Source organism: Roseixanthobacter glucoisosaccharinicivorans (genome assembly GCF_043195095.2).
Classification (GTDB): Bacteria; Pseudomonadota; Alphaproteobacteria; order Rhizobiales; family Xanthobacteraceae; genus NCEH01.
The window spans coordinates 15,330-36,354 of record NZ_JBAFWN020000003.1 but is presented as its reverse complement, the minus strand read 5'-3'; the positions used below and the strand labels follow the sequence as shown (position 1 = coordinate 36,354).

General features: G+C 62.5%; 19 protein-coding genes and 3 pseudogenes. 11 read left to right on the top strand and 11 right to left on the bottom strand.

What is annotated here, in order from left to right; genetic code table 11:
• Nucleotides 1-3: 3 nt before the first annotated feature.
• From V5F78_RS24100 to V5F78_RS24080, 5 genes and pseudogenes are all read right to left on the bottom strand, one after another.
• Entirely contained in the window at nt 4-1,239 is a 1,236-nt protein-coding gene (locus V5F78_RS24100; protein ID WP_394071846.1) for a TraB/TrbI/VirB10 family type IV secretion system protein, read from the bottom strand.
• Complete coding sequence (gene trbG, locus V5F78_RS24095) at nt 1,236-2,285, bottom strand: P-type conjugative transfer protein TrbG (protein ID WP_394071845.1); 1,050 nt, start codon at nt 2,283-2,285, stop codon at nt 1,236-1,238. The genes V5F78_RS24100 and trbG overlap by 4 nt, the downstream gene beginning before the upstream one ends.
• Nucleotides 2,282-2,971 (bottom strand): conjugal transfer protein TrbF, encoded by a 690-nt coding sequence (gene trbF, locus V5F78_RS24090; RefSeq protein WP_394071844.1) that lies wholly within the window; start codon nt 2,969-2,971, stop codon nt 2,282-2,284. Before trbF ends, trbG begins: the two co-directional genes overlap by 4 nt.
• Nucleotides 2,971-3,324, bottom strand: a pseudogene (locus V5F78_RS24085) (P-type conjugative transfer protein TrbL); the annotation flags it as partial. The gene trbF and the pseudogene V5F78_RS24085, both read right to left, overlap by 1 nt.
• A 404-nt stretch (nt 3,325-3,728) precedes the next feature.
• A pseudogene (locus V5F78_RS24080) lies at nt 3,729-4,052 on the bottom strand (site-specific integrase); the annotation flags it as partial.
• A gap of 208 nt (nt 4,053-4,260) precedes the next feature.
• Here V5F78_RS24080 and V5F78_RS24075 point away from each other — a divergent pair.
• From V5F78_RS24075 to V5F78_RS24065, 3 genes and pseudogenes are all read left to right on the top strand, one after another.
• Nucleotides 4,261-5,211: pseudogene (locus V5F78_RS24075) on the top strand (class I SAM-dependent methyltransferase); the annotation flags it as partial.
• Nucleotides 5,208-5,969 (top strand): lysophospholipid acyltransferase family protein, encoded by a 762-nt coding sequence (locus V5F78_RS24070; protein WP_394071843.1) that lies wholly within the window; start codon nt 5,208-5,210, stop codon nt 5,967-5,969. The pseudogene V5F78_RS24075 and the gene V5F78_RS24070, both read left to right, overlap by 4 nt.
• A 49-nt stretch (nt 5,970-6,018) precedes the next feature.
• A complete protein-coding gene (locus V5F78_RS24065) occupies nt 6,019-6,570 on the top strand; it encodes a cation transporting ATPase C-terminal domain-containing protein (RefSeq protein ID WP_394071842.1) in 552 nt (183 codons plus the stop codon).
• Nucleotides 6,571-6,591: 21 nt separating this feature from the next.
• On the opposite strand, the gene V5F78_RS24060 is transcribed toward V5F78_RS24065, so the two are convergent.
• Nucleotides 6,592-7,818 (bottom strand): MFS transporter, encoded by a 1,227-nt coding sequence (locus V5F78_RS24060; protein ID WP_394071875.1) that lies wholly within the window; start codon nt 7,816-7,818, stop codon nt 6,592-6,594.
• 194 nt (nt 7,819-8,012) lie between these two features.
• Here V5F78_RS24060 and V5F78_RS24055 point away from each other — a divergent pair, with 194 nt between their 5' ends.
• From V5F78_RS24055 to V5F78_RS24045, 3 genes are all read left to right on the top strand, one after another.
• The gene (locus V5F78_RS24055) at nt 8,013-8,708 is read left to right on the top strand and encodes a VIT1/CCC1 transporter family protein (RefSeq protein WP_213375305.1); all 696 of its coding nucleotides are present in this window, start codon (nt 8,013-8,015) and stop codon (nt 8,706-8,708) included.
• Between the two features lie 113 nt (nt 8,709-8,821).
• The gene (locus V5F78_RS24050) at nt 8,822-10,873 is read left to right on the top strand and encodes a bifunctional DedA family/phosphatase PAP2 family protein (RefSeq protein ID WP_394071841.1); all 2,052 of its coding nucleotides are present in this window, start codon (nt 8,822-8,824) and stop codon (nt 10,871-10,873) included.
• Between the two features lie 511 nt (nt 10,874-11,384).
• The gene (locus V5F78_RS24045; RefSeq protein WP_394040788.1) at nt 11,385-11,894 is read left to right on the top strand and encodes a cytochrome b; all 510 of its coding nucleotides are present in this window, start codon (nt 11,385-11,387) and stop codon (nt 11,892-11,894) included.
• Between the two features lie 73 nt (nt 11,895-11,967).
• Here V5F78_RS24045 and V5F78_RS24040 read toward each other — a convergent pair whose 3' ends face one another.
• Together V5F78_RS24040 and V5F78_RS24035 are read right to left on the bottom strand one after the other, a co-directional pair.
• Nucleotides 11,968-13,407, bottom strand: a complete 1,440-nt coding sequence (locus V5F78_RS24040) for a sensor histidine kinase (RefSeq protein ID WP_394071840.1) — start codon at nt 13,405-13,407, stop codon at nt 11,968-11,970.
• Nucleotides 13,408-13,409: 2 nt separating this feature from the next.
• Nucleotides 13,410-14,066 (bottom strand): response regulator transcription factor, encoded by a 657-nt coding sequence (locus V5F78_RS24035; protein WP_394015656.1) that lies wholly within the window; start codon nt 14,064-14,066, stop codon nt 13,410-13,412.
• A gap of 429 nt (nt 14,067-14,495) precedes the next feature.
• On the opposite strand from V5F78_RS24035, the gene V5F78_RS24030 reads away from it, so the two are divergent.
• The 3 genes from V5F78_RS24030 to V5F78_RS24020 are packed head-to-tail and all read left to right on the top strand — an operon-like array spanning nt 14,496 to nt 16,428.
• Nucleotides 14,496-15,098: a LemA family protein gene (locus tag V5F78_RS24030; protein ID WP_394015601.1), complete on the top strand. Its 603-nt coding sequence runs from the start codon at nt 14,496-14,498 to the stop codon at nt 15,096-15,098.
• A gap of 11 nt (nt 15,099-15,109) precedes the next feature.
• The gene (locus tag V5F78_RS24025) at nt 15,110-15,844 is read left to right on the top strand and encodes a TPM domain-containing protein (RefSeq protein WP_394015602.1); all 735 of its coding nucleotides are present in this window, start codon (nt 15,110-15,112) and stop codon (nt 15,842-15,844) included.
• A 14-nt stretch (nt 15,845-15,858) separates the two neighbouring features.
• Complete coding sequence (locus tag V5F78_RS24020; RefSeq protein WP_394015603.1) at nt 15,859-16,428, top strand: hypothetical protein; 570 nt, start codon at nt 15,859-15,861, stop codon at nt 16,426-16,428.
• A gap of 160 nt (nt 16,429-16,588) precedes the next feature.
• On the opposite strand, the gene V5F78_RS24015 is transcribed toward V5F78_RS24020, so the two are convergent.
• The 3 genes from V5F78_RS24015 to V5F78_RS24005 form a co-directional block, all read right to left on the bottom strand.
• Entirely contained in the window at nt 16,589-17,992 is a 1,404-nt protein-coding gene (locus tag V5F78_RS24015) for a bifunctional enoyl-CoA hydratase/phosphate acetyltransferase (RefSeq protein WP_394015604.1), read from the bottom strand.
• 63 nt (nt 17,993-18,055) lie between these two features.
• The gene (locus V5F78_RS24010; protein ID WP_394015605.1) at nt 18,056-18,430 is read right to left on the bottom strand and encodes a hypothetical protein; all 375 of its coding nucleotides are present in this window, start codon (nt 18,428-18,430) and stop codon (nt 18,056-18,058) included.
• Between the two features lie 425 nt (nt 18,431-18,855).
• Nucleotides 18,856-19,326, bottom strand: coding sequence for a hypothetical protein (locus tag V5F78_RS24005; protein WP_394040778.1), 471 nt, complete (start codon nt 19,324-19,326; stop codon nt 18,856-18,858).
• Nucleotides 19,327-19,589: 263 nt separating this feature from the next.
• On the opposite strand from V5F78_RS24005, the gene V5F78_RS24000 reads away from it, so the two are divergent.
• Together V5F78_RS24000 and phbB are read left to right on the top strand one after the other, a co-directional pair.
• Nucleotides 19,590-20,270: an RNA polymerase sigma factor gene (locus V5F78_RS24000; RefSeq protein WP_394015607.1), complete on the top strand. Its 681-nt coding sequence runs from the start codon at nt 19,590-19,592 to the stop codon at nt 20,268-20,270.
• Nucleotides 20,271-20,274: 4 nt separating this feature from the next.
• Nucleotides 20,275-21,018 (top strand): acetoacetyl-CoA reductase, encoded by a 744-nt coding sequence (phbB, locus tag V5F78_RS23995; RefSeq protein WP_394015608.1) that lies wholly within the window; start codon nt 20,275-20,277, stop codon nt 21,016-21,018.
• Nucleotides 21,019-21,025: the final 7 nt, after the last annotated feature.

Below are 21,025 nucleotides of genomic sequence, written 5' to 3'. Positions count from 1 at the left end.
TGGTCAACCTCCGTAGGGTTCGAGGACGAGGTCTCGCGTGACGATGACGCGGACGGGGAATCCCGGACGGACAGTCAGCGTCGGCGCGACGTTCAACTGGCGACGGACGATCTGCTGGCCAGCATCGTTAATCGTGCCTTGCCCGCCGTTGCGGATTGCCTGAATCAGGCGGTCGTCATCGTTTGTGGCGAGCTCGGCCCCGATGCTCAGCAGCGTGGAGAGACCCGCTGCTTTGGCCAGATCCCACCAGTGATAGTCGACGCCGTCCTGCAAGCCGGCATAGCCCTCCGCGTCGGCGCCTGGCTGGCGCTCTAACACGATCGACCGCCCGTTCGGGAAGATCAGTCGGTTCCAGACCAGCAGCACACGGCTTTGGCCGAACTGAACATTGTTGTCGTATTGGCCGATGATGCGTGTGCCCTGCGGCACGAGCAGGATGCGGCCGGTTGGGCTGTCGTAGATGTTCTCGGTCACCTGGGCGGTGATCTGGCCAGGAAGATCGGAGCGGATGCCGGTGATCAGTGCCGCCGAGATCACCGCGCCGGCCTGCAGTATGTTCGGCGATGCCGGCGCCGCGACGCGATCCGGGGAGACCGTCCGCCGATCGGCGGCGGCGTTGAGGAAGGCGAGCTGGCGGTCCTGCGCGGTCGGTGTGGCCGGCTGCGGTGCAAGGCCAAGGCTCGTCAAGTCGGGCAGAGGCAGTTGGGGGTGGGCGGATGGCGTTCCGCCTGGTGATGCCGCCGCCGTGGACGTCGTTCTCGTCTCGGTCGAAGCGAACAGCCGCGCCGTCCGTGCCGCCTCCAGTTCCTGAAGCCGGCGCTGTTCCTCAGCGCTGAGGCCCGGATTGGACGCCGCCATGCCAGGAACCGGGACGGGCTGGCCCCGGTTCTGCGCGTCGAGCATCGGGCGGCCGAGATCGCCGGGCAGTGGTGGCCCGAGCACCGGCCCCGTATAATCACGCGGCAGGCCGGCAAGCCCATCGGCGGTGGTGCGGTTGTCTGTCGAATACAGCTCCTCGTTCGGACGGCCGCCGTCCCGGGTCTGGAGCGCGTAGATCAGCGCGCCGCCGATGCCGACGCTGGCGACGAGACCCAGGCCAGCCAGCACCTTCCTCGACAATCGCGTGACACGGGGCGTTTCGGCGCGCAGCCGCATCGGCGGTGCCGGCTCGCCGGTCAGGGGCTGCTCGACGTTGTCCGGCTCAGGCCCTTCCTCTTTCCGGGAATCGATGTCGCTCACGAAGCCGGCCTCCCGTCGGTGCGGGTGATGCGCACGCGCTTTTGGCGATCGCCCGCGCCGAAGCGCAGCTCGGCGGCGGCGAACAGGCGATCGACGATCATGTGGTTCCCGCGGACCCGGTAGTTCACCAGCTCGGAGGTGTTGCCTTCCGGCCCGACGACGAAGAGCGGCGGCATCTCGCCCTGACCAATGCCGCGTGGAAACTCGATAAAGACCTGGCGGCCGTCGTCGAAGGCACGGAGCGGACGCCACGGCGCACGGTCACCGTCAATCTCGTAGCGGAAATTGACACGGGACAGATCGATGCCGGTGGCGACCGGCTGGGCAGCCTGCGCTTCGACGTTCTGACGACGGAGCGCGATAAGCTGATCATGCGGATATTGCCAGGAGACCGAAGCCATATAAGTGCGTTCGGTCGAGCGCAGCTCCATGTGGTAGGTGCGCAGGTTGGTGTTGATGACCAGGTTGGTCATCAGCTCGGCGCGGGTTGGTTTCACCAGGATGTGGATTTGTCGCGTCGCGCCGGATCCGCTCTCGGTGTCGCCGATGATCCAGCGCACGGTGTCGCCGGCGGCGACGGGTCCCGAGCCAACGAGCTGCTCGCCGGGCTGGAGGGCGATGTCGGTGATCTGCCCGACGGCGGTGTAGACCTGATAGAGCGCGCCCTGTGTGAAGGGATAGACCTGCATTGAGTTGATGAAGCCGTTGCGAACGGGCTGCACACGGGCGGCGGCATTGGCCTGGTTGACGCGAGCGGCCGGATCGGTCGCCTCCGGCGCGCTTCGTGTCGTCTCGACCGGCTTCATCTGGCCGGGGAGCGGCAGCGGCCGGGGGAGTTCGACCACGGTGACCGGCGCCGGGGGATCGACGGTTTGGACGGCGGGTGCTGCGTCATCATAGCTGATCTCCGGCGGCTTCTGCGTGGTGGCGCAGCCGGCGAGCGCACTCGTCGCGAGGAGAAGGAGCGGCAGCGCGGCTTTGCGCAAAACCTGCGATGCGGATGTGTGTGAAGCCGGGTTTCCGGCTTTACGGAAAGACGACTTCATTGTCCCAGCTCCCGTGACCAGTTGATGGCGTTGACGTAGATTCCGAGCGGGTTGGCGCGGAGTTTTTCGGCGGTGCGCGGCGGCTGCACGACGATGGTGAGGATGGCGGTCCAGCGTGATGTCTCGGCGAGAGCGCCGTCCTGATAGCGGCGCTCGACCCAGGCGACGCGGAAGCTCGTGGGGGATGCGCGGATGACGGAAGAAACGTCGACCGAAATCTGCTGCTTGCCGACCTTGGTGAAGGGGTCGTTGGCCCGGGCGTAGTCGTTGAGCGCCATCGCGCCGGCCGAGGTCGTGAACTCATACGCGCGCAGCCAGTTCTGCCGCACGATGATGGCGTCTGCCGGGATCGAGCGGACTTGCTCGATGAAACGCGCGAGATGCCAGGCCATCTGCGGATCGGTCGGCTGATAGTCGGCGGTCGCGGGTGCGACGGCCTGCGCCTGCCCGAGGCGATCGACCTGCACTACCCATGGCACGATCGTTCCGCGCGCCGACTGCCAGACAAGCGCTGTGGCGAAGCCGGCAGACAGGATCAGCGAGCCAAACGCCATCAACCGCCAGTTCTTCGCCTGCACACGGGCGGAGCCGATGCGTTCGTCCCAGACCTGGCCGGCGCGCTGGTAGGGCGTCTCGGGTTCGGGTGATTTGCCATAGTGGGTTGCTGGTCGTTTGAAGAGGCTCATCAGCGGTCGCTTTCGGAAAGGTTGATGGAAGAGCCGCCGCCATGGCTGTCACCTGAGCGGACGGCATGCGCGGCGGCCTGGACGCCATGCGTGATGTTCTGAGAGCGCTTCATGCGCTTGGCCCAATCGGGCGGTCCCTGACGGGAAGAGGTGCTCTGACCGGTGGAGGCGTGGTTGGCGGCCTCCGTCTCGCCGCCGACCGTGCCTGCGGTCGAGGAGCCGCCCGTTGCCTCGAAGGCGGACTTGGCGCCGGCGGAGAAGCTCGACGTCATGCTGTCGGCCGCACGCGACGCGGCGCGCTTCAGTGGAGACCCTGCATCAGATCGGTAACTGCGAGAGCAATCTTGGCAACCACAAAATTGCCGCGGAACTCTATATCGAGGCCGCCAGGATCTTTGATTTCGTTGGGATGGAAGAATATCTGAGCAACGCTCTCGGCGAGCTGGGATACTCGCTACTCGAGGTCGACCATCCGGAGCTTCTCGATAAGCTGGATGAGGGCCTCGTTGATCACGGGCTGGTGGATTTAGCCAACGACACAAAACGCGCCTTCGACCCGGCGCGCCCGCTTAACCACCAGCAGTGCGTTGGGGCCATCCGAAAGCTATTCGGAATCGTCATCCTGCTCAGCCTGAGGGGACATGGCAACAAGCTGGCGGACTTCTGCGCCGAGCTGGCAAATGCGACCGTCGTGGCGATCACTGATCAGGTCGGTGCCGAGACACGCGACCGGGAGGAACTCTTCCCGATCATGATGGTCGGCTACGGTGCCGGGGCGTGTGTCGCCGGCGATCTTGATGCTGCGACCCTTCTGGATCATGTCGGCGAAATCGCGGGTGAAAACTTCGCGCGCCTTGCTGAGCGACATCGACGGATACGAGCCGAGCTTCTTCTTGAGGCGCTTCTGATCTCGCCACTGCTGCGCCATCCAGTCCGCTGTGACGCGAGTGGGCATCGGCTTCATGACTAGGACAAGACGGCCCGTGCCGTGCCCCTCGCCATCAACCAGGCTTAGCTGTTTGCCGGTCTGCTCCACCTGTTTCAGAGCGCGGCGTATTTCTCCATCGGTAAGGCTTGGCACGGGGGCTCTCCCATCGGCTCTCAAGTGGGGTCGCCAGGGGCGTAGTAGGGGTCGGCGACTGGGGTCAAAAGGGCGATTGATCCCCTCAAAACCGACCCCAATATGCCATAGCGTCCGGACGCGCGACAAGCCAGAAAATTCAAGTGATGCAATGGGAAGAAGCGTGATTGAGAGTGATCGAAATAGGTTGAGTGGGATGGTTGTGAACAATCCCATCCCAGTCGCACGCGCGAACGTCGCGCACCACTACGACCTGTCGGACGCGCTCTACGAGCAATTTCTAGACGCAGACCGTCAGTATTCCTGTGCGTACTACAACTCAAGTGACGACACACTGGAGCGCGCACAAGAACAAAAGAAGCGTCACCTGGCGGCTAAGTTGCTACTGAGCTCAGGGCAGCGGGTTCTCGACATCGGATCTGGATGGGGTGGGCTCGGTCTCTATCTCGCCCAGGTTGCCGCCGTTGACGTTACAGGCCTGACACTGTCGACCGAGCAACACGCATACTCCGAACGACGCGCTGCCGAGACGGACCTGGGGGACCGGGTGAGATTCTTGCTAAAGGACTATCGCCAAGAAGAAGGTCGGTATGACCGCATCGTCTCGGTCGGCATGTTTGAGCATGTCGGGGTGGGACATTACCGCGAATACTTCAAGAAGGTCAGGAATCTCCTCACGGACGACGGGGTGGCAATGATCCATACGATTGGTCGCGCCGACGGCCCCGGCGCGACCAACGCCTGGATCAACAAGTACATCTTTCCGGGTGGGTACGTCCCGGCGCTGTCGGAGATTCTGCCCGCCATCGAGTGGGCCGGACTGTACGTGACCGATATCGAGATACTGCGGCTACATTATGCAGAAACGCTGAAGGCGTGGCGGCAACGGTTCATCGCAAACCGTGGGCGCGTCGCGGAAATCTACGACCAGCGGTTCTGCCGGATGTGGGAATTCTACCTGGCCAGTTGCGAAGCAGCCTTTCGCCACGGCGGCCTCATCAATTTCCAGATTCAGGTGAGCAAGCGTGTCAATGCCGCACCGCTGACCCGCGATTACATCCAGAGCTGGGAGCAGCTGCACAAGATTGATGCGGCGGATGTCGATGCGCCCCCTCAATCAGTTTCCCGTCCGGCGTATAGCGGAGGCCTTGCACGGTGACCCTCGTTCGCTCCCTCCTATTCGACCTGGCGTTCTATTCTTGGACAACTCTTCTTTCTGTCCTTGCCTTACCAGCGCTTTTCATCTCGCAACGCGCGGCTGCGCGGGTATCCGAACTGTGGGCGACCGTTTCCCTGTCGCTACTGCGGTCAATCGTCGGACTGACCTACGAGGTGCGCGGCAGACATAATCTGCCCGAAGGCCCGGTTATCGTTGCGCTCAAGCACCAGTCCGCCTGGGAGACCATTGCGCTGTGGGTCTTGCTTAAGAATCCGGCGATCGTGCTGAAGCAGAGCTTGGCGAGGATACCGGTATTTGGCTGGTATATGAAACGCGGCGAGGCGATCATCATCGATCGCGAGGCAGGCCCGAAAGCACTAAGACCGATGGTCGCGGCAGCTCGCTCTGCGATAGCAGACGGTCGCTCGATCGCGATCTTCCCGGAGGGGACGCGCACGCCGGTGGCAGCTCGCCAAGCCTATCATCCCGGGGTCGCCGCGCTTTACATGCAGCTTGGTCTTCCGGTCGTGCCGGTAGCGCTCAGTTCTGGTCTATTCTGGCGCCGGCGCTCCTTCCTAAAACGATCCGGCACGGTCCTCGTTGAGTTTCTGCCACCAATCCAGCCTGGACTTGATCGGCGGCATTTCATGACGGAACTTGAGCGTCGCATTGAGGCCGCGACAGCTATGCTCATCGTCGAAGGCAAGCAAGCGGAGAATATCTCCGGGGCTGTTCCCGCCACCTACGAAGAATATTGACGGAAGCTCATTCACGGTTGAACCGGACAGCATGTAATTGCATTTACCGTTGCTGACCGGCCTGTCCATCATCTTCTCGCCGATCCACATCGCCTTTCTCGAGATGATCATCGATCCCGTTTGTTCGTTGGTCTTCGAGGCGGAAAAGGAGGAGAAGGACATCATGAGCCGACGGCCGCGCGCGGTGACGAGCCATCTGTTCACGTCGGGGCTCGTGCTCTGGAGCCTGCTGCAGGGCGTTCTCGCCTTCGCGGCGGTTGCCGTACTCTATCTGCTTGCGCTGCGGCGCGGCATGCCCGCGGAGGATGTGCGTGCGCTCACCTTCGTGTCGCTCGTCCTGGCCAATCTGGGACTGGTGCTGGGCAACCGCTCCTTCGACAGCTCGGTGCGCGGGGCGCTGCGGTGGGACAATCACGCGCTGTGGCGGGTAAGCGCCGTGGCCGGCGTCCTACTGGGCACTGCCCTGGCGTGGGCGCGCGATCTTTTTCGCTTCGGGCCTCTGCACGCCGATGATCTCGCCGTCGCGTTCGGCATCGCCGTAGGTCTGGTTGTCGTTCTGGAGATCCTGAAGGGATTCTGGCGCGGATGGTTGACGGCCTGAGTCTCGGGGCGAGAGGGCAGATCAATCCTTGCTTGGGTCCGGGGAGGCGCCGCCGGCCCAGTATTGCGACAGGCCGAAAGCGATCAACGCAACCACGGTGAACCCCGCGCCGGCCAGAAAGGTCGCTGCCGGACCGTAAGCGTCCCACAAGCCGCCGGCGATGACGCTCGCGATCAGCATGGCGATGCCCCCCGCGAAGTTGAACACGCCGAACGCCGTCCCGCGCAGATCCTCGGGCGCGGTATCGGCCACGAGGCTGGCAAAGAGGCCTTGGGTGAGCGCCATGTGCAGCCCCCAGAACACCACGCCGAGCATGACCAGAGGAACCGTTGTGCCGAGCGCGAGGATGAGGTCGGCGACGATCAGGCAGACGATGCCGACCGCGAGCAAGCCGCCTCGGCCGATCCGGTCGGAGAGGGCGCCGGCCGGATAGGCGCCAAGCGCATAGACGACGTTCATCACCACCATGACGACGGGCACCAGCGCGATCGGCAGACCGACATTCTGGGAACGCAGGATGAGAAACGCGTCCGAGAACCGCGCGAGCGTCAGGATCGTGGCGACGCCGACCACGATCCAGAACGGGCGGGACAGGCGTTTCGCATCCGCGAGGCGCAGTCGCGGCTTGGCATCGGTTTCACGCCGGACCGGTTCGCGGACGGCGAATATCATCACGGCGAGCGAGATGAACGCCGGGATGATCGCGATCCAGAACACGAAGCGGAAATTGTCGGAGCTGAGTGACATCAGGACGATCGCGGCGAGCGGCCCGACAAAGGCGCCGACCGTATCGAGCGCCTGCCGCAGGCCGAAGCTCGCGCCCCGCACCTCCGCCGGCGCAAGATCGGCGATGAGCGCGTCCCTCGGAGCATCACGGACGCCCTTGCCGATACGATCAATGAAACGTGCGGCGACCACCCAGCCGACCGAGTTGGCCAGCGGAAAGATCGGCTTGGTGACGGCAGCGAGACCGTATCCGAGGGCGGTCAGCAACTTGCGCTTGCCGAGCCAGTCGGACAGCGCGCCCGAGAAGATTTTGGTGATATTGGCGGTCGCTTCCGCGATGCCTTCGATGAAGCCGACCGTCAGCGTCGACGCGCCGAGCACGGTTACGAGATAGACCGGCAGCAGCGCGTTGACCATCTCCGACGAGATGTCCATGAACATGCTGACGAAACCGAGCGCCCAGACGCCTGGCGGCAGCCTGGCACGCGATTTCGGCCCGGCAGGCGGTGTGTCTGTTGCCATTTCCCAAGGACTCCGAACGGGGGGCGTCTCGCAGCGCGAGCTTTGTCGATACCATGCTTCGAGGCGTATTCCCCCGATGGGATATCGAGCTTCTGTAAGTTCCAAGACATCTCCCTCTGGTAGATCAAACCGGGATTTCAGCAATGCTTGTGTGAGGGAAGCGCTGCGGATGAAATCAATGGAGCAAGGCTGACATGAGTCGCATGCATAACGAGAGGCACCTTGTCGGGCGAATTGGCTGGCTGCGCGCCGCTGTGCTGGGCGCAAACGACGGGATCATCTCGACGGCGAGCCTGATCCTGGGCGTGGCTTCGGCAGCGGCCTCCTCAAGCAATGTCCTGCTGACGGGCGTCGCCGGTCTAGTCGCCGGCGCCATGTCCATGGCTGCGGGGGAATATGTTTCTGTCAGTTCGCAGTCCGACACTGAGCATGCCGATCTCGCACGTGAAAAGCGCGAACTCGCGAGTGATCCGGAGTTCGAGAAGAAGGAACTGGCTCAGATCTATGTCTCCCGAGGCGTCGAGACCGGGCTTGCCCGCCAGGTCGCGGAGCAGCTCATGGCCAAGGACGCATTGGGCGCCCATGCCAGGGACGAACTCGGCATCTCGGAGATCACCACGGCGCGTCCCGTGCAAGCAGCGCTGGCGTCCGCGGCGACCTTTTCCCTCGGAGCGGCCGCGCCGTTGGCGCTCGTGCTCGTCTCGCCATCGAGCTGGCTGCTGCCAGCTGTTTCAGTTGGTTCGCTCGTGTTCCTGGCCCTGCTCGGCATGATCGGCGCCAGAGCCGGCGGAGCCGACATCCTGAAGCCGACGATCCGCGTGACGTTCTGGGGGGCTCTCGCAATGGCCGTGACGGCCGGGATCGGGGCCATCTTCGGCACGGTCGCCTGAGATGCCGTGGCGGAGCGCCAAAAGAATTATTGTAGGCGTCATCGTGCACGCAGCCTATCGAGAAGATACGCGCATCGATCGCGTCATCACCGGCATTCGATAGGCACCGTCGGATGATGACGTCCTTGGTCCTAACGATAGTCGATTTCCTGACGGCACATCGGCATGTCGCCTATCTGGCGGTGTTTCTCCTAGCCCTTTCGGAGTCGATCCCGATCATCGGTGCCGTCATACCGGGTACGGTCGGGATCCTGGCACTCAGCACCTTAGTACCGAGCGGCGCGTTGGTGCTCTGGCCGTTGCTGGCTGCCGCCACGTTTGGCGCCGTCGCCGGTGATGGAGTTTCGTTTTGGCTAGGGCATCGATACCACCGCGAGATTCTTGGCCTCTGGCCATTGAACCGGCATCCGGGACTGATCGAGCGTAGCGAATCGTTTTTCACCCGCCACGGCGACAAGAGTGTTTTTCTCGCACGCTTCACACCGGGCGTCCGCGCCTTCGTTCCTCTCCTCGCCGGTGTGCTGGGAATGCCGGTCCGCCGATTCTACGCCGTCAATGTCGCATCGGCGCTCGCCTGGGCTCCGTCGCATATTCTGCCCGGCGTATTCGTCGGGGCCGCCTTCGGCATTCTCGGCACGGCCGCCAAGCCGCTCGCCGTCCTTCTGGTCGTTCTGGCCGCAGTGGGTTGGGTCATTCTGCATATCGTGCGCTGGACGTTGCGTCGCGGCATACCCCTTCTCATCATTGGTGTGGAACGGCTGCGGGGCTGGGTCGGCACCCGCGACACCTGGCTCAGCCGCAATCTCTCCAGTTTGCTCGACCCAGAGCGGCACGAGGCGCGGACTCTCGCATTATTGACTGTTCTGCTCGTCGGCGCGGCGTGGCTTTTCTTCGGTATCCTTGAAGACGTCGTCAGCAGAGATCCGTTGGTGCTGGCCGACAGCGCTATCTACCGCGCTCTCCAGGATCTCCGCACGGCGCCCGGCGATGCGGTAATGATCGCCATCACTGAACTTGGGGATACCGTCGTCGTCGTGGCGGTCACTGTCATCGTCTTCCTGTGGCTTGCCTGGAAACGGGCATGGCGCACGGCAGCCTATTGGTTGGTTGCGATCGCCGGCGCCTCGGCGCTCAATACCGCGATCAAAATGGCACTGCATCGAGCGCGGCCCGGTGATCTGCACTACTCAGGCTGGAGCGCGTTTTCCTTCCCCAGTGGTCATAGCACAATCAACTTGGTTCTATACGGTTTCCTCACCTTCCTCATCGCGCGTGAGTTTCGCTCGGCACTGCGCGTATCGGTCGCTCTCGGCGCGGCAACCCTGATATTTTTGATCGGATTTTCACGCCTTTACCTCGGTGCGCACTGGCTTTCCGACGTGCTCGGAGGCCTGGCATTCGGGTCTGCATGGCTGGCGCTGCTCGGGCTGTCCTATCTGCGGCGGAAAGTAGAACGCGTTGAGCCGGGCGGCCTGCTCGCCGTCGGATGTGCGGCGGTTGTCCTCGCCGGTGGCTTCAACATCTACCGCAACCACGCAACGGACAGCGATCGCTATGCCGTCAAAAGCGTGCTGCCGACGATGGCCGCCGCCGAATGGTGGGCATCGGGTTGGCAGCAATTGCCAGGTAGGCGGATCGATCTTACCGGCGAGGTGGAGGAGCCGCTGACCTTCCAGTGGACCGGTAGCCTGCGGGACCTGCAAGACGCCTTGCTGCGGGATGGGTGGCACACATCAGCGGCCTGGGAGCTCTTGAGCGCCCTAAGCTGGCTTACCCCATCGGCGGACCCCGCCAATCTTCCGGTTGTTCCTCTCTTCGCCAGCGGGCGTCTTCCCAGCCTCACTCTCATTCGACCCAATAGCGTTGGTACACCCACCGCGTCGCGTCTCGTGCTCCGACTGTGGGCCGTCGACCTCGAGCTCACAAATGGACAGACCGCTCCGCTCTGGATCGGATCGGTCGTCGAGGAACGCCTCTATCGTCCCTTTTCGCTCGTCTCGGTGGCCTCGACGCAGACTGACGTCAATGCGCCGCGACAAGTCCTGGCAGGGTCTCTCGGTGGGGGACGTCTCGTTTTGCGGGCTGTCGAAATGACCGATGCTGATTGGGATGGGCAAGTCCTGTTGGCTCGCCAAGGCGAGGCACCAAAGACAATTTCCGATTGATCGTAGCGCGTCTGCTCAACCGTCGTTCAATTCGGGGCAGAATGCATCCAGTCGGCGTTGGCGCCGTCGCGTGAACGGCGGCCACACGGAACAGCGCCTCGATCAGAGGACATTCCGGCAGTGTGCCGCTAGCGCATCGCACAACCACGTTCTTGAGCATCCACTCCATACACCTCAAATCGGCGATCTTCGCGTGCACGTTGGGGAAGTGCGTGGCGGTGAAGGTCGCCCAGTTTGGCCTCGACGTTCTATGAGCATCAGCATGCACAACCTGCCGTACCGCCCTGGCAACTCTGAGACGCCTCACGTCCTTCGTCACACCTTCGCCAGCGGAGCTGGCGCCTTCGGGTTTTCCGAGCTTACGATCGCGGGGCTACTTGGCCATTCCGCTCGCGGCGTCACGTAAGGCTACGTTCATTTGGACGCTGCGCTTGAGCTTCAGGTGGGTGTCAGCTTGGTAGGGTCTAGTTGCGCCGGCAACAATCCTATGGAAAGACAGCCGAGGCGGCACATGGTTCAGCGTTACTCGAAATTCATGATCGTACTGCATTGGCTGACGGCGATTTGCGTGGTGGTCGCCTGGTTCCTCGGCGAAGGCGGACCACAGATTCTGAAGAACCCTCCAACAGTACACTTCGCGTTCGGTCTCGCCGTGCTGGTGCTCGTGGTGCCGCGGCTCATCGCGCGGCTGGCCGGCGGTGCTCCTCGGCTCGACCCACGCAGCGCTCCCCTGCTGCAGCTTGCCGCCAAGGCCGGCCATGCCGTGCTCTATGCGTTTTTGATCGCCATGCCGCTTTCGGGATGGTACGCCGCCTCGGCGCTAGGCATCCCAGTTACCGTGTTCGGAGTGACCCTGCCGGCCCTAACGGCACCGGTCCAGCAACCTCCGGGTATCGTCGCGGACCTCCACAGCAACGGCGGAACCGTGTTTCTCGTTATCGCCGGTCTCCACGGTCTCATGGCGCTGTACCATCACTTCGTCCTGAAGGACGATACCCTTCGCCGCATGACGCCGGCTTGAATCCTGCTCCATCATCGTCCGCGAGAGGTCGGCGGAAAGCCGGCTGTCGCTCCAGTGCGTGGCCGCAAGCTTTTCAACGTTTCGCCGATACCTGCGGTGGTAGGTGATGCACCGGCAAGTCGTCATCGACGGTACCCACGACCGCACTACGGCAATGGACGGCCACTTTTTCCGAAGGCAACTCGTCCGGCCATTGGAGAATGGCCTCGAAGCCATCCTTCCTCTCGATCGCGGGCGAACGGAGCGTCAGGCTTCCACCCGTCTGGTCCATGATGGAGCGGACGATGGACAGGCCGAGGCCCGTTCCCTTGGCCGATGTGGAGCCGCGCCTGAAGGGCTCAGCGATCCGCGCCAGCGTTGCTCCGGGGACAACCGGCCCCGCATTGATCACGCGAACCTGTCGGCCCGGCCCGGCGATAACCTCGACCAAGCCATCCGGCGCACCATGGATCAGGGCGTTCTGGATCAGGTTGCGCACGGCGATGGCGAAGGCATCAAGGTTGATCCGGCCGACGAGGGCCAGTCCTTGCGCAACCTGCAATCTCACCCGTGACTGCGTCCTCGATGCCACCTGGAAGTCCCGCACCACCAGACGCAGAGCCGGGAGAAGATCGGAGGCCGACTCCGCCTGCGCGAAGCCCGCATCGAGGCGCGAGAGCTGCAGCAGCTTTTCGGACAGTTGCGCCAGGCGCCTCAAGGAGAACTCGACCTCCCTCAGACGCCGGCCGGCCGGCTGGTCGCCGAGTTCGATCGCCAATTGCTGCGTCTGAGCCAAGGCTCCAGCGATCGGCGTTCGTAATTCGTGGGCGCTGCTGGCCGCAAACGCCCGCTCCGCATCCAGTGCCGCGCTAAGGCGCGTGAGCAGGCTTGCCACCGCCTCTGCGATGGGCGCGAGTTCCGCAGGCTGTCCGTCCGACGTCAAAGGCGACAAGTTCCGGCTGCCGCGCTGCGAAATGTCGTGCGTCAACCGCTCGACGGGACGCATCCCCAGCCGGATCGCGATCCAGATGCCGCCCCCGACCAGCGGTATTAGCCCGGCGAGCGGCCACAGGATTGTAGCCAGCGCTGCCCTCAAAGCCGCGCGGCGGTGCTCCGTGCGCTCGACAAGGACGATCGAGAATCCGGATCGGGGGTCCGTCTTCGAAAACAGGCGCTTGCCGTCGACATCCGAGAAGCCGGCCGAGACGAGGACCGGCGGCGAGATGTCCGGGGCGTCGTCCGTCCGCAGAACCATGGCGCCATGCTGATCGATCAGGTAGTAGGTGAAGTAGGCTTCGTCCTCGTCGCGATCGGAACCCCGCACGCGATCCAAGCCATATTTGTCACCCTCGCCGATTTCATGAACCGCCAGCGGCAGCAGACGAAGCGCACCCTGGCGCAAGGATTGGTCGAAAGCCTCGTTGATCTGAGCATACATGACCGTGCCGGCGAGGCCCGCGGCTCCGATCCAAAGCACGGCCATGGTCGCCGAAAGACCGGCGGCGAGGCGCCAGGCTATCGAAGGACGCGCCAATCTCAGCTTCCCGCCTTGTAGCCGAGGCCCCGGACGGTGCTCACGAACTCCCTGCCGAGCTTCTTGCGCAGACGGCTGACATAGACTTCGACGGCGTTGCTGTCGATTTCCGCGCCGAATTCATAGAGTGAATCCTCGATCTCGCTCTTCGTGACGACGGCGCCACGATGGCGGACGAGCCGTTCCAGCACCGCCCATTCCCGCGCGGTGATCCCGGCATCCTCGCCCGCCACCGTGACCAGCCTCAGGGCCAGGTCGATCGAGACAGGGCCGATGTCGATGGCGGGGTTCGGATCGCCGGTGTAGCGGCGCGTCACGGCGGAAATCCGCGCGATCATTTCGCTGAGGTCGAACGGCTTGACCAGATAGTCGTCCGCCCCCGCGTTCAGCCCCTCGATACGGACGGCGATCTGGTCCTGTGCCGTTGCGATGATGACGGGCACCGGGTTTCGCGCGGCGCGCAATTCGCGCAACAAGGCCAGACCGTCACCGTCGGTCAGCCCGAGGTCGAGGAGGATCAGCTCATACCCGACGGTGGCCAGGGCCAATCGCGCGTCGTCGATCCGCTGCACCCAGTCGACGCCGTGGCCGTTTGACGCGATGTGATCGCGGATGGCCGTGCCCAGCACCTGGTCGTCTTCGATCAGTAATATGCGCAAGGTCTCTCCCAAGAAATTGCCTTGAGCAAATACCATCCTATGCTGACGTGAAGCTGAAGGACTATATCAGCTCTCTCCAAAATGGTGTGGGTTTAGCAACGTCTATTGGCGCCGCAACAATAGCTCGAATCTTGCCATGGACGTCGAAGCGATAGCGCAATTCTTCGGGACGGCGAGCATCTGTGCGATTGGCAGTCGATGTGTACGTGTCACAAGACACATCGGATGCTGAGGTTCATCGCGGATGAACACTGTGCGCGGCCAAAGCGCGGTTCCTTAATCAGGATCAAAGATTCCCAACAAGCGTACCACCTAAGGTCAAAAACTCGAAGTCTGAGCGCTCCCGGGAGCCAAGGCTGCATCAGACGAAAAATGCCTGGCAATTCCGCCATCCCTGGATCGCCCTGTCGTCCGGGAGGAGACAATAGAATGAGCCATCCGATTGCACGCTTGGCCGCTCGCGTCGGCGCGGTCCTCCTTCTTGCGATCGGCCTCGCCGGCTGCGGTATCAACGCTGTGCCAACCCAGGATGAGCAGGTGAAAGCTGCTTGGAGCGAGGTGCTGAACCAGTATCAACGACGCGCCGATCTCGTTCCCAACCTGGTAGAAACGGTGAGGGGCTATGCTAAACAGGAGCAGACGGTGTTGACGCAGGTCACCGAGGCTCGTGCGCGCGCCACCCAAGTGACCTTGCCGGCGGACATCCTCACCAACCCGGACGCCTTCCGTCAGTTCGAACAAAACCAAGCATCTCTTGGCGGGGCCTTGGGACGCCTTTTGGCTATCAGCGAGCAATACCCCGATCTCAAGTCGAACCAAAATTTCCTAGCGCTTCAATCGCAGCTCGAGGGCACGGAGAACCGCATCGCCGTCGCGCGGCGCGACTATATCGGCACGGTGCAAACCTACAACACGACCTTGCGCACCATTCCCAGCCGATGGATCGCAGCTATCCTTTATCCGAACGCCAAGGTGAGAGAAACCTTTACGATCGATGAAAAGGCGCAAGAAGTGCCGCAAGTCAAACTATGATCCGCCCCCGCATGCATCCGCAGGTCGCATGGCAAGCACTTCTCGCAGGGCTGGTCTATGTATTGCTTGCCACCGCGCTCTACGCAGCGCCGGTTTTTCCACCCCTCACCGGTCGCGTCGTGGATGACGCAGGTATCCTTTCAGCTGAAACGCAGCAAAAGCTGACACAAATGCTGGCTCAGCATGAGGCGCAGACCGGGAACCAGATTGTCATTGCAACGATCAAATCACTTCAAGGCTATTCCATCGACGACTTTGGCTATCAGTTGGGCCGCGCCTGGGGGATCGGACAAAAGGGTCAGAACAACGGTGCATTGCTGTTGGTAGCGCCGAACGAACGCAATGTGCGGGTTGAAGTCGGCTACGGCCTGGAGGGTCGGCTCACCGATGCACAGAGCAGGCTGATCATCGAGAATCTCATCCTGCCCGAATTTCGGAAGGGCGATTTCAACACCGGCGTTCTTGTCGGGGCAACGACGCTTCTGCGTGTTCTGGGCGGCGATGCGTCTGCCCTGCCCCAGCAAACCGAGCAACGAAAGAGCCAAGACGAAGACGGTAGTGGAGGCGGAAGCGTCATCGCCATTATCGTCATCATGTTCATCTTCGGCCGTTTCTTCTGGCCTCTGCTGTTCCTTGGCGGATTCCGCGGACGGCACGGGGGGCCCGGGCGTGGCGGCTTCTCGCGCGGCGGGTTTTCCGGCGGCGGAGGCTCGTTTGGTGGCGGGGGAGCATCAGGACGCTGGTGATGAAGATGAAATGCATGTCCGACGACGACAGCCGACGCCTACACGAGCTTATGACGACCGTTGAACGGCGCACTGGCGCACACTTCGCGTTGGTGGTCACTCCGCTCAGCGATCGGTATTTGCTTTTTCCGCTGATATGGGCGGCTGCAGCCGCCCTTGCAGTCGGAGGCCTATTGGCGATCTTCTGGCCGCTATTGCCACTCCCCATCGGCTTTCTGATCCAGGCGGGGACGTTCGCGAGCTCGGCTCTGATCTTTGATTGGTTGCCTCTACGTTTGTTGCTCGTGCCTGGCCGGATCAAGCGCGAGCACTGTGTCGGCTTGGCCCGTCGTGAGTTTGCGGCACGGATCCTGGCCGACCACGAACATCGTCCCGGCATGCTGCTCTTCGTGTCCTTGGGCGAACGCCATGTTGAGATTTTGGCCGACAACGCCCTCCACACATGCGTCGGCGAAGCCGCCTGGAACAGGGCCATTGCCACCTTCATGACAGCGCCGAAGCCCGGCAATTCGATTGCGGATGGCCTCATCGGCAGTATAGAAGCCTGCGCCGCCACACTGGAAATGCACTATCCACGGGCGTAGATGGCGAGCCGCGAATGTTGAGTGAAATGCATGATCAAGCTCTGGAAGCACGCACGAACAGACATTGCTCGTAGCTTCATGTCGAGGCCCGCCGGTTTGAATGAGACCGACTTGGATCGCTAGATCAAAGATCCGACATCTTGGACCATGATTGCGCCTGTCACGGCCGGATACCGGCCCTATAGCGGGCGAGCAGAAGCGCGATGGCACAGGAGGCCAACCGCGCGGCCGTCGTGCCTGCACGGCTGGTCAGGATGATCGGGACACGCGCGCCCAGCACGATGCCGGCGACTTCGGCCTCGGCAAGATATTCAAGCTGCTTCGCCAGCATGTTTCCGGCCTCGAGGTCAGGCACAAGGAGGATGTCTGCTTGGCCCGCGACGGGAGTGATGATGCCCTTCGTCGTTGCCGCATCGATGGAAACGGCATTGTCGAACGCGAGCGGGCCGTCGAGGAGCGCGCCGGTGATCTGGCCGCGGTCCGCCATCTTGCAGAGAGCTGCGGCGTCGAGTGTCGATGGAATCTTCGACGACACCGTCTCGACGGCCGACAGGACGGCTACCTTCGGCGTCGCGAGTCCCAGGGCATGAGCCAAGTCGATCGCGTTCTGCACGATGTCGCGCTTGTCGTCGAGATTGGGATTGATATTGATCGCCGCGTCGGTGATGAAGAGCGGGCGTGGATAGCGTGGCGCGTCGATCGCGAACACATGGCTGACCCGCCGCGCGGTCCGCAGTCCATGATCGCGATCCACTACGGCGCCCATGAGTTCATCGGTGTGCAGCGCCCCCTTCATCAAGGCCCCGACCTTGCCGGCACGCGCCATCGCGACCGCCTGTGCCGCCGCAGCATCGCTGTGCTCCGTTGGGACGATTTCAAAGGGGGACAGATCGAGCGCAGCTTGCTGAGCAGCGGCCCGAATCTTTGCCTCAGGTCCGACCAGGATGGGGACGATCAGCTTCTGTTGAGCAGCCTCGATCGCGCCGAGTAGTGATGTCGTATCGACGGGATGCACCACAGCCGTGCGAATTGGCTCAAGACCTTGGACCAATTTCATGAGATGGCGATGCCAACGCCCTTTCTCGACGAACTCTACCTCTGGCAGAATCGTGCGCTGGCGAGAGATTTTCTCCGTTGGCGCGATCACATCTGCAATTCCACTGATGACGATCTCACCGAGCTGATTGACCGCCTTGCAGTCGAGAAGGACGCGATGCCCGTCTTCAATCTTTTCGGCGACCCGCACGGTCACCGTGATGGTGTCGCCGAGACCAACTGGGCGATGGAAACGAAGAGTCTGGCCAAAATAGACGGTGCCTGGGCCTGGCAGCTCGGTGCCGAGAATGGTCGAGATAAGGGCACCGCCCCACATGCCGTGTGCTACGATCTTGTGAAACAGATCGCTCTTGGCGAACGCTTCATCGACATGAGTGGGATTGACGTCCCCCGACATGACGGCAAAGAGCTCGACGTCCTTTCGGACGAGCGTATGGACGATGCTGGCGGTGTCACCGATCCGAATCTCGTCGAACGTCCGGTTTTCGATCGTGCCCGTTTGGTTCATTCCGGCCTCTGAGGTTCTCTACCCGTATTGGAACCAAGCCGAACGGTCCGGGACCTCTGCGCCCTAGCAGCCATGTCGGTGGTGCTGGGGATGGTTGTCGTCGCGCTGGTTATCGATCGCTTGGCCCGAAGCAGCCATCCCGGTCAGATACTTTTCGGGATCGGCCTCGAACGCCTCACGGTTTTCGCGGGACTCGAAATAGTAGGCGCGCTCCCGATAGACCGAAGATATCGACGAACTGCCGCTGACAGACTGCCGGCTTACGGGATCAAGAACCGACCGCGGACCGGCTCCAGCGTCGGATGGTGGGCCGTCTTGCCCGCTTCCGTGGCTGTGGCTTGCCGATCGGCCCATTCCGCGGCCGCCCATGCGGGTCATGAAGAAGAATGCGCCAATTGCAAGTGCGATCCAGATCCAGTTCTGGGAGATCCAATCCATGTCTGCCTCCTGTCGACTGAGGCACTGAGGAAAGCTGAAATCGCAGTGAGAGCTTTGCCGCAGGTTAAAGATCGCCACTTGCGCCGTGCGAAGCGCCGAAGGAAATCGCAGCGCGCGCCGTGAGGGATTGCAAGCCCGCGGTCTTGCGTTTGTCTTGGCGCTCCCGATCAGTGATGTAGTCTTGCATCATAGTGAGCCTGTTCGTATGGCCGGCGTCGACCCGTCCAGCGCCATCGGGCCCCGCAATCGGCCATATGCGCTGGCCCTGTACTATTGTGGAGTTGATATTCTTCCGAGTGGAAATGCATCCGTTCCATTTGAACGACTCGCTGCGGTTTCACCTCTCTGACCGGCGTAGTCACAAATGGCAGCGCCTCGTTCATCGACATGACCGACGCGCTCGATCGATCACTTCACAGTCGCTATTACTGATGCCGTTCTTCGAATTCCACCTTGATGTCCTGCGCCCGGTCCCGCAGGCGAATTGTCAGGCTGATCCGAAACGGTCCATTGCCCTGCATTTCAAAGTAGTTGCCGTAGCTTTCGGTGCCCGCGATCTCCATCGGATTGAGGTTCTTCTGGCTCCCAGCAAGTCCGATTTCGGAGACGCGGGCCGAGACGTCGGCGCCGGTGAGACGGCGTCCACTCCTGACGTCGAAGAGTGCAACAACGATATGGAATTGCCCGCGGGCCATCGGCTGCCCGCCATGCATGGAATTCTCCGTGTGGCCTTGCGGATGACCGCGGACTAATTCCGCCGGCAGGATTCCCATATAGATCTGGACCTCGCCGACGACTCTGCTGTCGCCGCTAGGGGCCGCCATTGCTGTGTGGACCAATCCGGAAAGCAGGATCAGACCCAGCGCCACCCCGACTCTCATTGCTCGCATGGTCATTTGCTCTCCCACCGCTGGCCAACGACCTAAGATGGTGCACGACGTGCCGGCGAGAGTTCGGTCCGTTCCGATCCCGCCAGGACATCAGCCCATCGCGGCGAAAAGGCTGATATCCGAGACGGATTCGTAGCGACGACCGGCAACAGAAAGCTTGATCTGCGTTAAAGAACGTGGGCGGTCGCGGCCGTAACGTTAAATCCTGTCTGGTTTTGGCAGAGACGTCTCAAGAGGACGTTTCAACCGTTGAAAGATCTGGCTAGACGATGACCAACAGGCGTGAGACGAATGCTCAGCATTCGGGCAGTGATCCGGAAGGAGAGGACGCCGCAAAACCAGCGGACGCGGCTGTACGACGAGCGCTTGTCGAGGCACGCGAGGAGTTTCTGGTCTTTTTGCATCATCGGGTGGGCAGCCGGGACGAGGCTGAAGAGTTGTTGCAGCAGTTCTCGCTCCGGGCGATCGAGCGCGCCTGGCAATTGCGGGACGTCCGCACGGTCCGCGGTTGGCTCGGGCGCATACTGGCGACGACACTCGTCGATCACCAGCGACGCGCCATCAGGCGGCGTCGCCGGGAGGTCGACATGGAGCAGTCGGACGTCGAGAACCTGGCGATCGAGCCGGATCGAGAAACCGATGAGGCCGTCTGCAGCTGCCTCCATAAATTGCTGCCGACGCTCAAGCCCGAATATGCCGATGTCGTCTGGCGCTCCGACATTCTTGGCGAGCCGCGGGATCGGATCGCCGCGAGCCTCGGCACCACGCTCAACAACATCGCGGTCCGGCTTCACCGCGGGCGCCAGGCGCTCCGCAAGAGGCTCGAGGAAATGTGCCTGACATGTCCGGTCCACGGCTTCCTCGATTGCCGGTGCGATGAGGCCGAGCGCATTCGCCGGCGAGCTCGGGGCCTCGCTGACGAGACCGAGACGCCGCCTGAGAACGGATAACACAATGAATGCAGATGACCTCACCAAGCGCGTGGCGATCATCACCGGCGGAACGCGAGGGATCGGCGCCGCGATTGCGCGTCGCTTCAAGAATGCGGGATACGCGGTTGCGGCCGTCTACCACGGAAACGCGACAGCGGCCGACGCGTTCTCGGGCGATACCGGTATCCCAGTCTACAAATGGGATGTTGCCGATTTTGACGCCTGCCAGGATGGCGTGGCCAGCGTGGCGAACGACCTCGGCGGACCGGTTGAGATCCTCGTCAACGATGCGGGCATCACCCGCGATGCCATGCTGCACAAGATGACATCTGCCCAGTGGGGCGAGGTCATCGCGACCGACCTCACCTCCTGCTTCAACATGTGCCGAGCAGTCATCGGCGCCATGCGTGATCACGGCTTCGGCCGGATCGTCAATATTTCCTCGATCAACGGTCAGAAGGGGCAGCTTGGTCAGACCAACTATGCAGCCGCGAAGGCTGGCATCCTTGGTTTCACCAAAGCGCTCGCGCTCGAGACGGCGTCGAGGGGCATCACCGTGAACGCGGTCGCGCCCGGCTACATCACGACGGACATGGTCGGTGCCATGTCTGAAGATGTTCTCGCAAGGATCGAGGGGCAAATCCCTGTCGGGCGGCTGGGCAATGCCGACGAGGTCGCACGCATCGTCCAGTTCCTGGTGAGCGAGGATGCGACGTTCATCACCGGCTCAACGGTCACCGCCAATGGCGGCCAGTACATGGCATAGGGCCACC

What these genes read in the sequence shown, in the direction of transcription:
- V5F78_RS24055 (WP_213375305.1), top strand. Translation starts at nt 8,013, where the DNA reads ATGAGTCGCATGCATAACGAGAGGCACCTTGTCGGGCGAATTGGCTGG.
- V5F78_RS24005 (WP_394040778.1), bottom strand. Translation starts at nt 19,326, where the DNA reads ATGACCATGCGAGCAATGAGAGTCGGGGTGGCGCTGGGTCTGATCCTG.
- V5F78_RS24020 (WP_394015603.1), top strand. Translation starts at nt 15,859, where the DNA reads ATGTCCGACGACGACAGCCGACGCCTACACGAGCTTATGACGACCGTT.
- trbG (WP_394071845.1), bottom strand. Translation starts at nt 2,285, where the DNA reads ATGAAGTCGTCTTTCCGTAAAGCCGGAAACCCGGCTTCACACACATCC.
- V5F78_RS24000 (WP_394015607.1), top strand. Translation starts at nt 19,590, where the DNA reads ATGACCAACAGGCGTGAGACGAATGCTCAGCATTCGGGCAGTGATCCG.
- phbB (WP_394015608.1), top strand. Translation starts at nt 20,275, where the DNA reads ATGAATGCAGATGACCTCACCAAGCGCGTGGCGATCATCACCGGCGGA.
- V5F78_RS24030 (WP_394015601.1), top strand. Translation starts at nt 14,496, where the DNA reads ATGAGCCATCCGATTGCACGCTTGGCCGCTCGCGTCGGCGCGGTCCTC.
- V5F78_RS24045 (WP_394040788.1), top strand. Translation starts at nt 11,385, where the DNA reads ATGGTTCAGCGTTACTCGAAATTCATGATCGTACTGCATTGGCTGACG.
- V5F78_RS24025 (WP_394015602.1), top strand. Translation starts at nt 15,110, where the DNA reads ATGCATCCGCAGGTCGCATGGCAAGCACTTCTCGCAGGGCTGGTCTAT.
- trbF (WP_394071844.1), bottom strand. Translation starts at nt 2,971, where the DNA reads ATGAGCCTCTTCAAACGACCAGCAACCCACTATGGCAAATCACCCGAA.
- V5F78_RS24060 (WP_394071875.1), bottom strand. Translation starts at nt 7,818, where the DNA reads ATGGCAACAGACACACCGCCTGCCGGGCCGAAATCGCGTGCCAGGCTG.
- V5F78_RS24015 (WP_394015604.1), bottom strand. Translation starts at nt 17,992, where the DNA reads ATGAACCAAACGGGCACGATCGAAAACCGGACGTTCGACGAGATTCGG.
- V5F78_RS24010 (WP_394015605.1), bottom strand. Translation starts at nt 18,430, where the DNA reads ATGGATTGGATCTCCCAGAACTGGATCTGGATCGCACTTGCAATTGGC.
- V5F78_RS24050 (WP_394071841.1), top strand. Translation starts at nt 8,822, where the DNA reads ATGATGACGTCCTTGGTCCTAACGATAGTCGATTTCCTGACGGCACAT.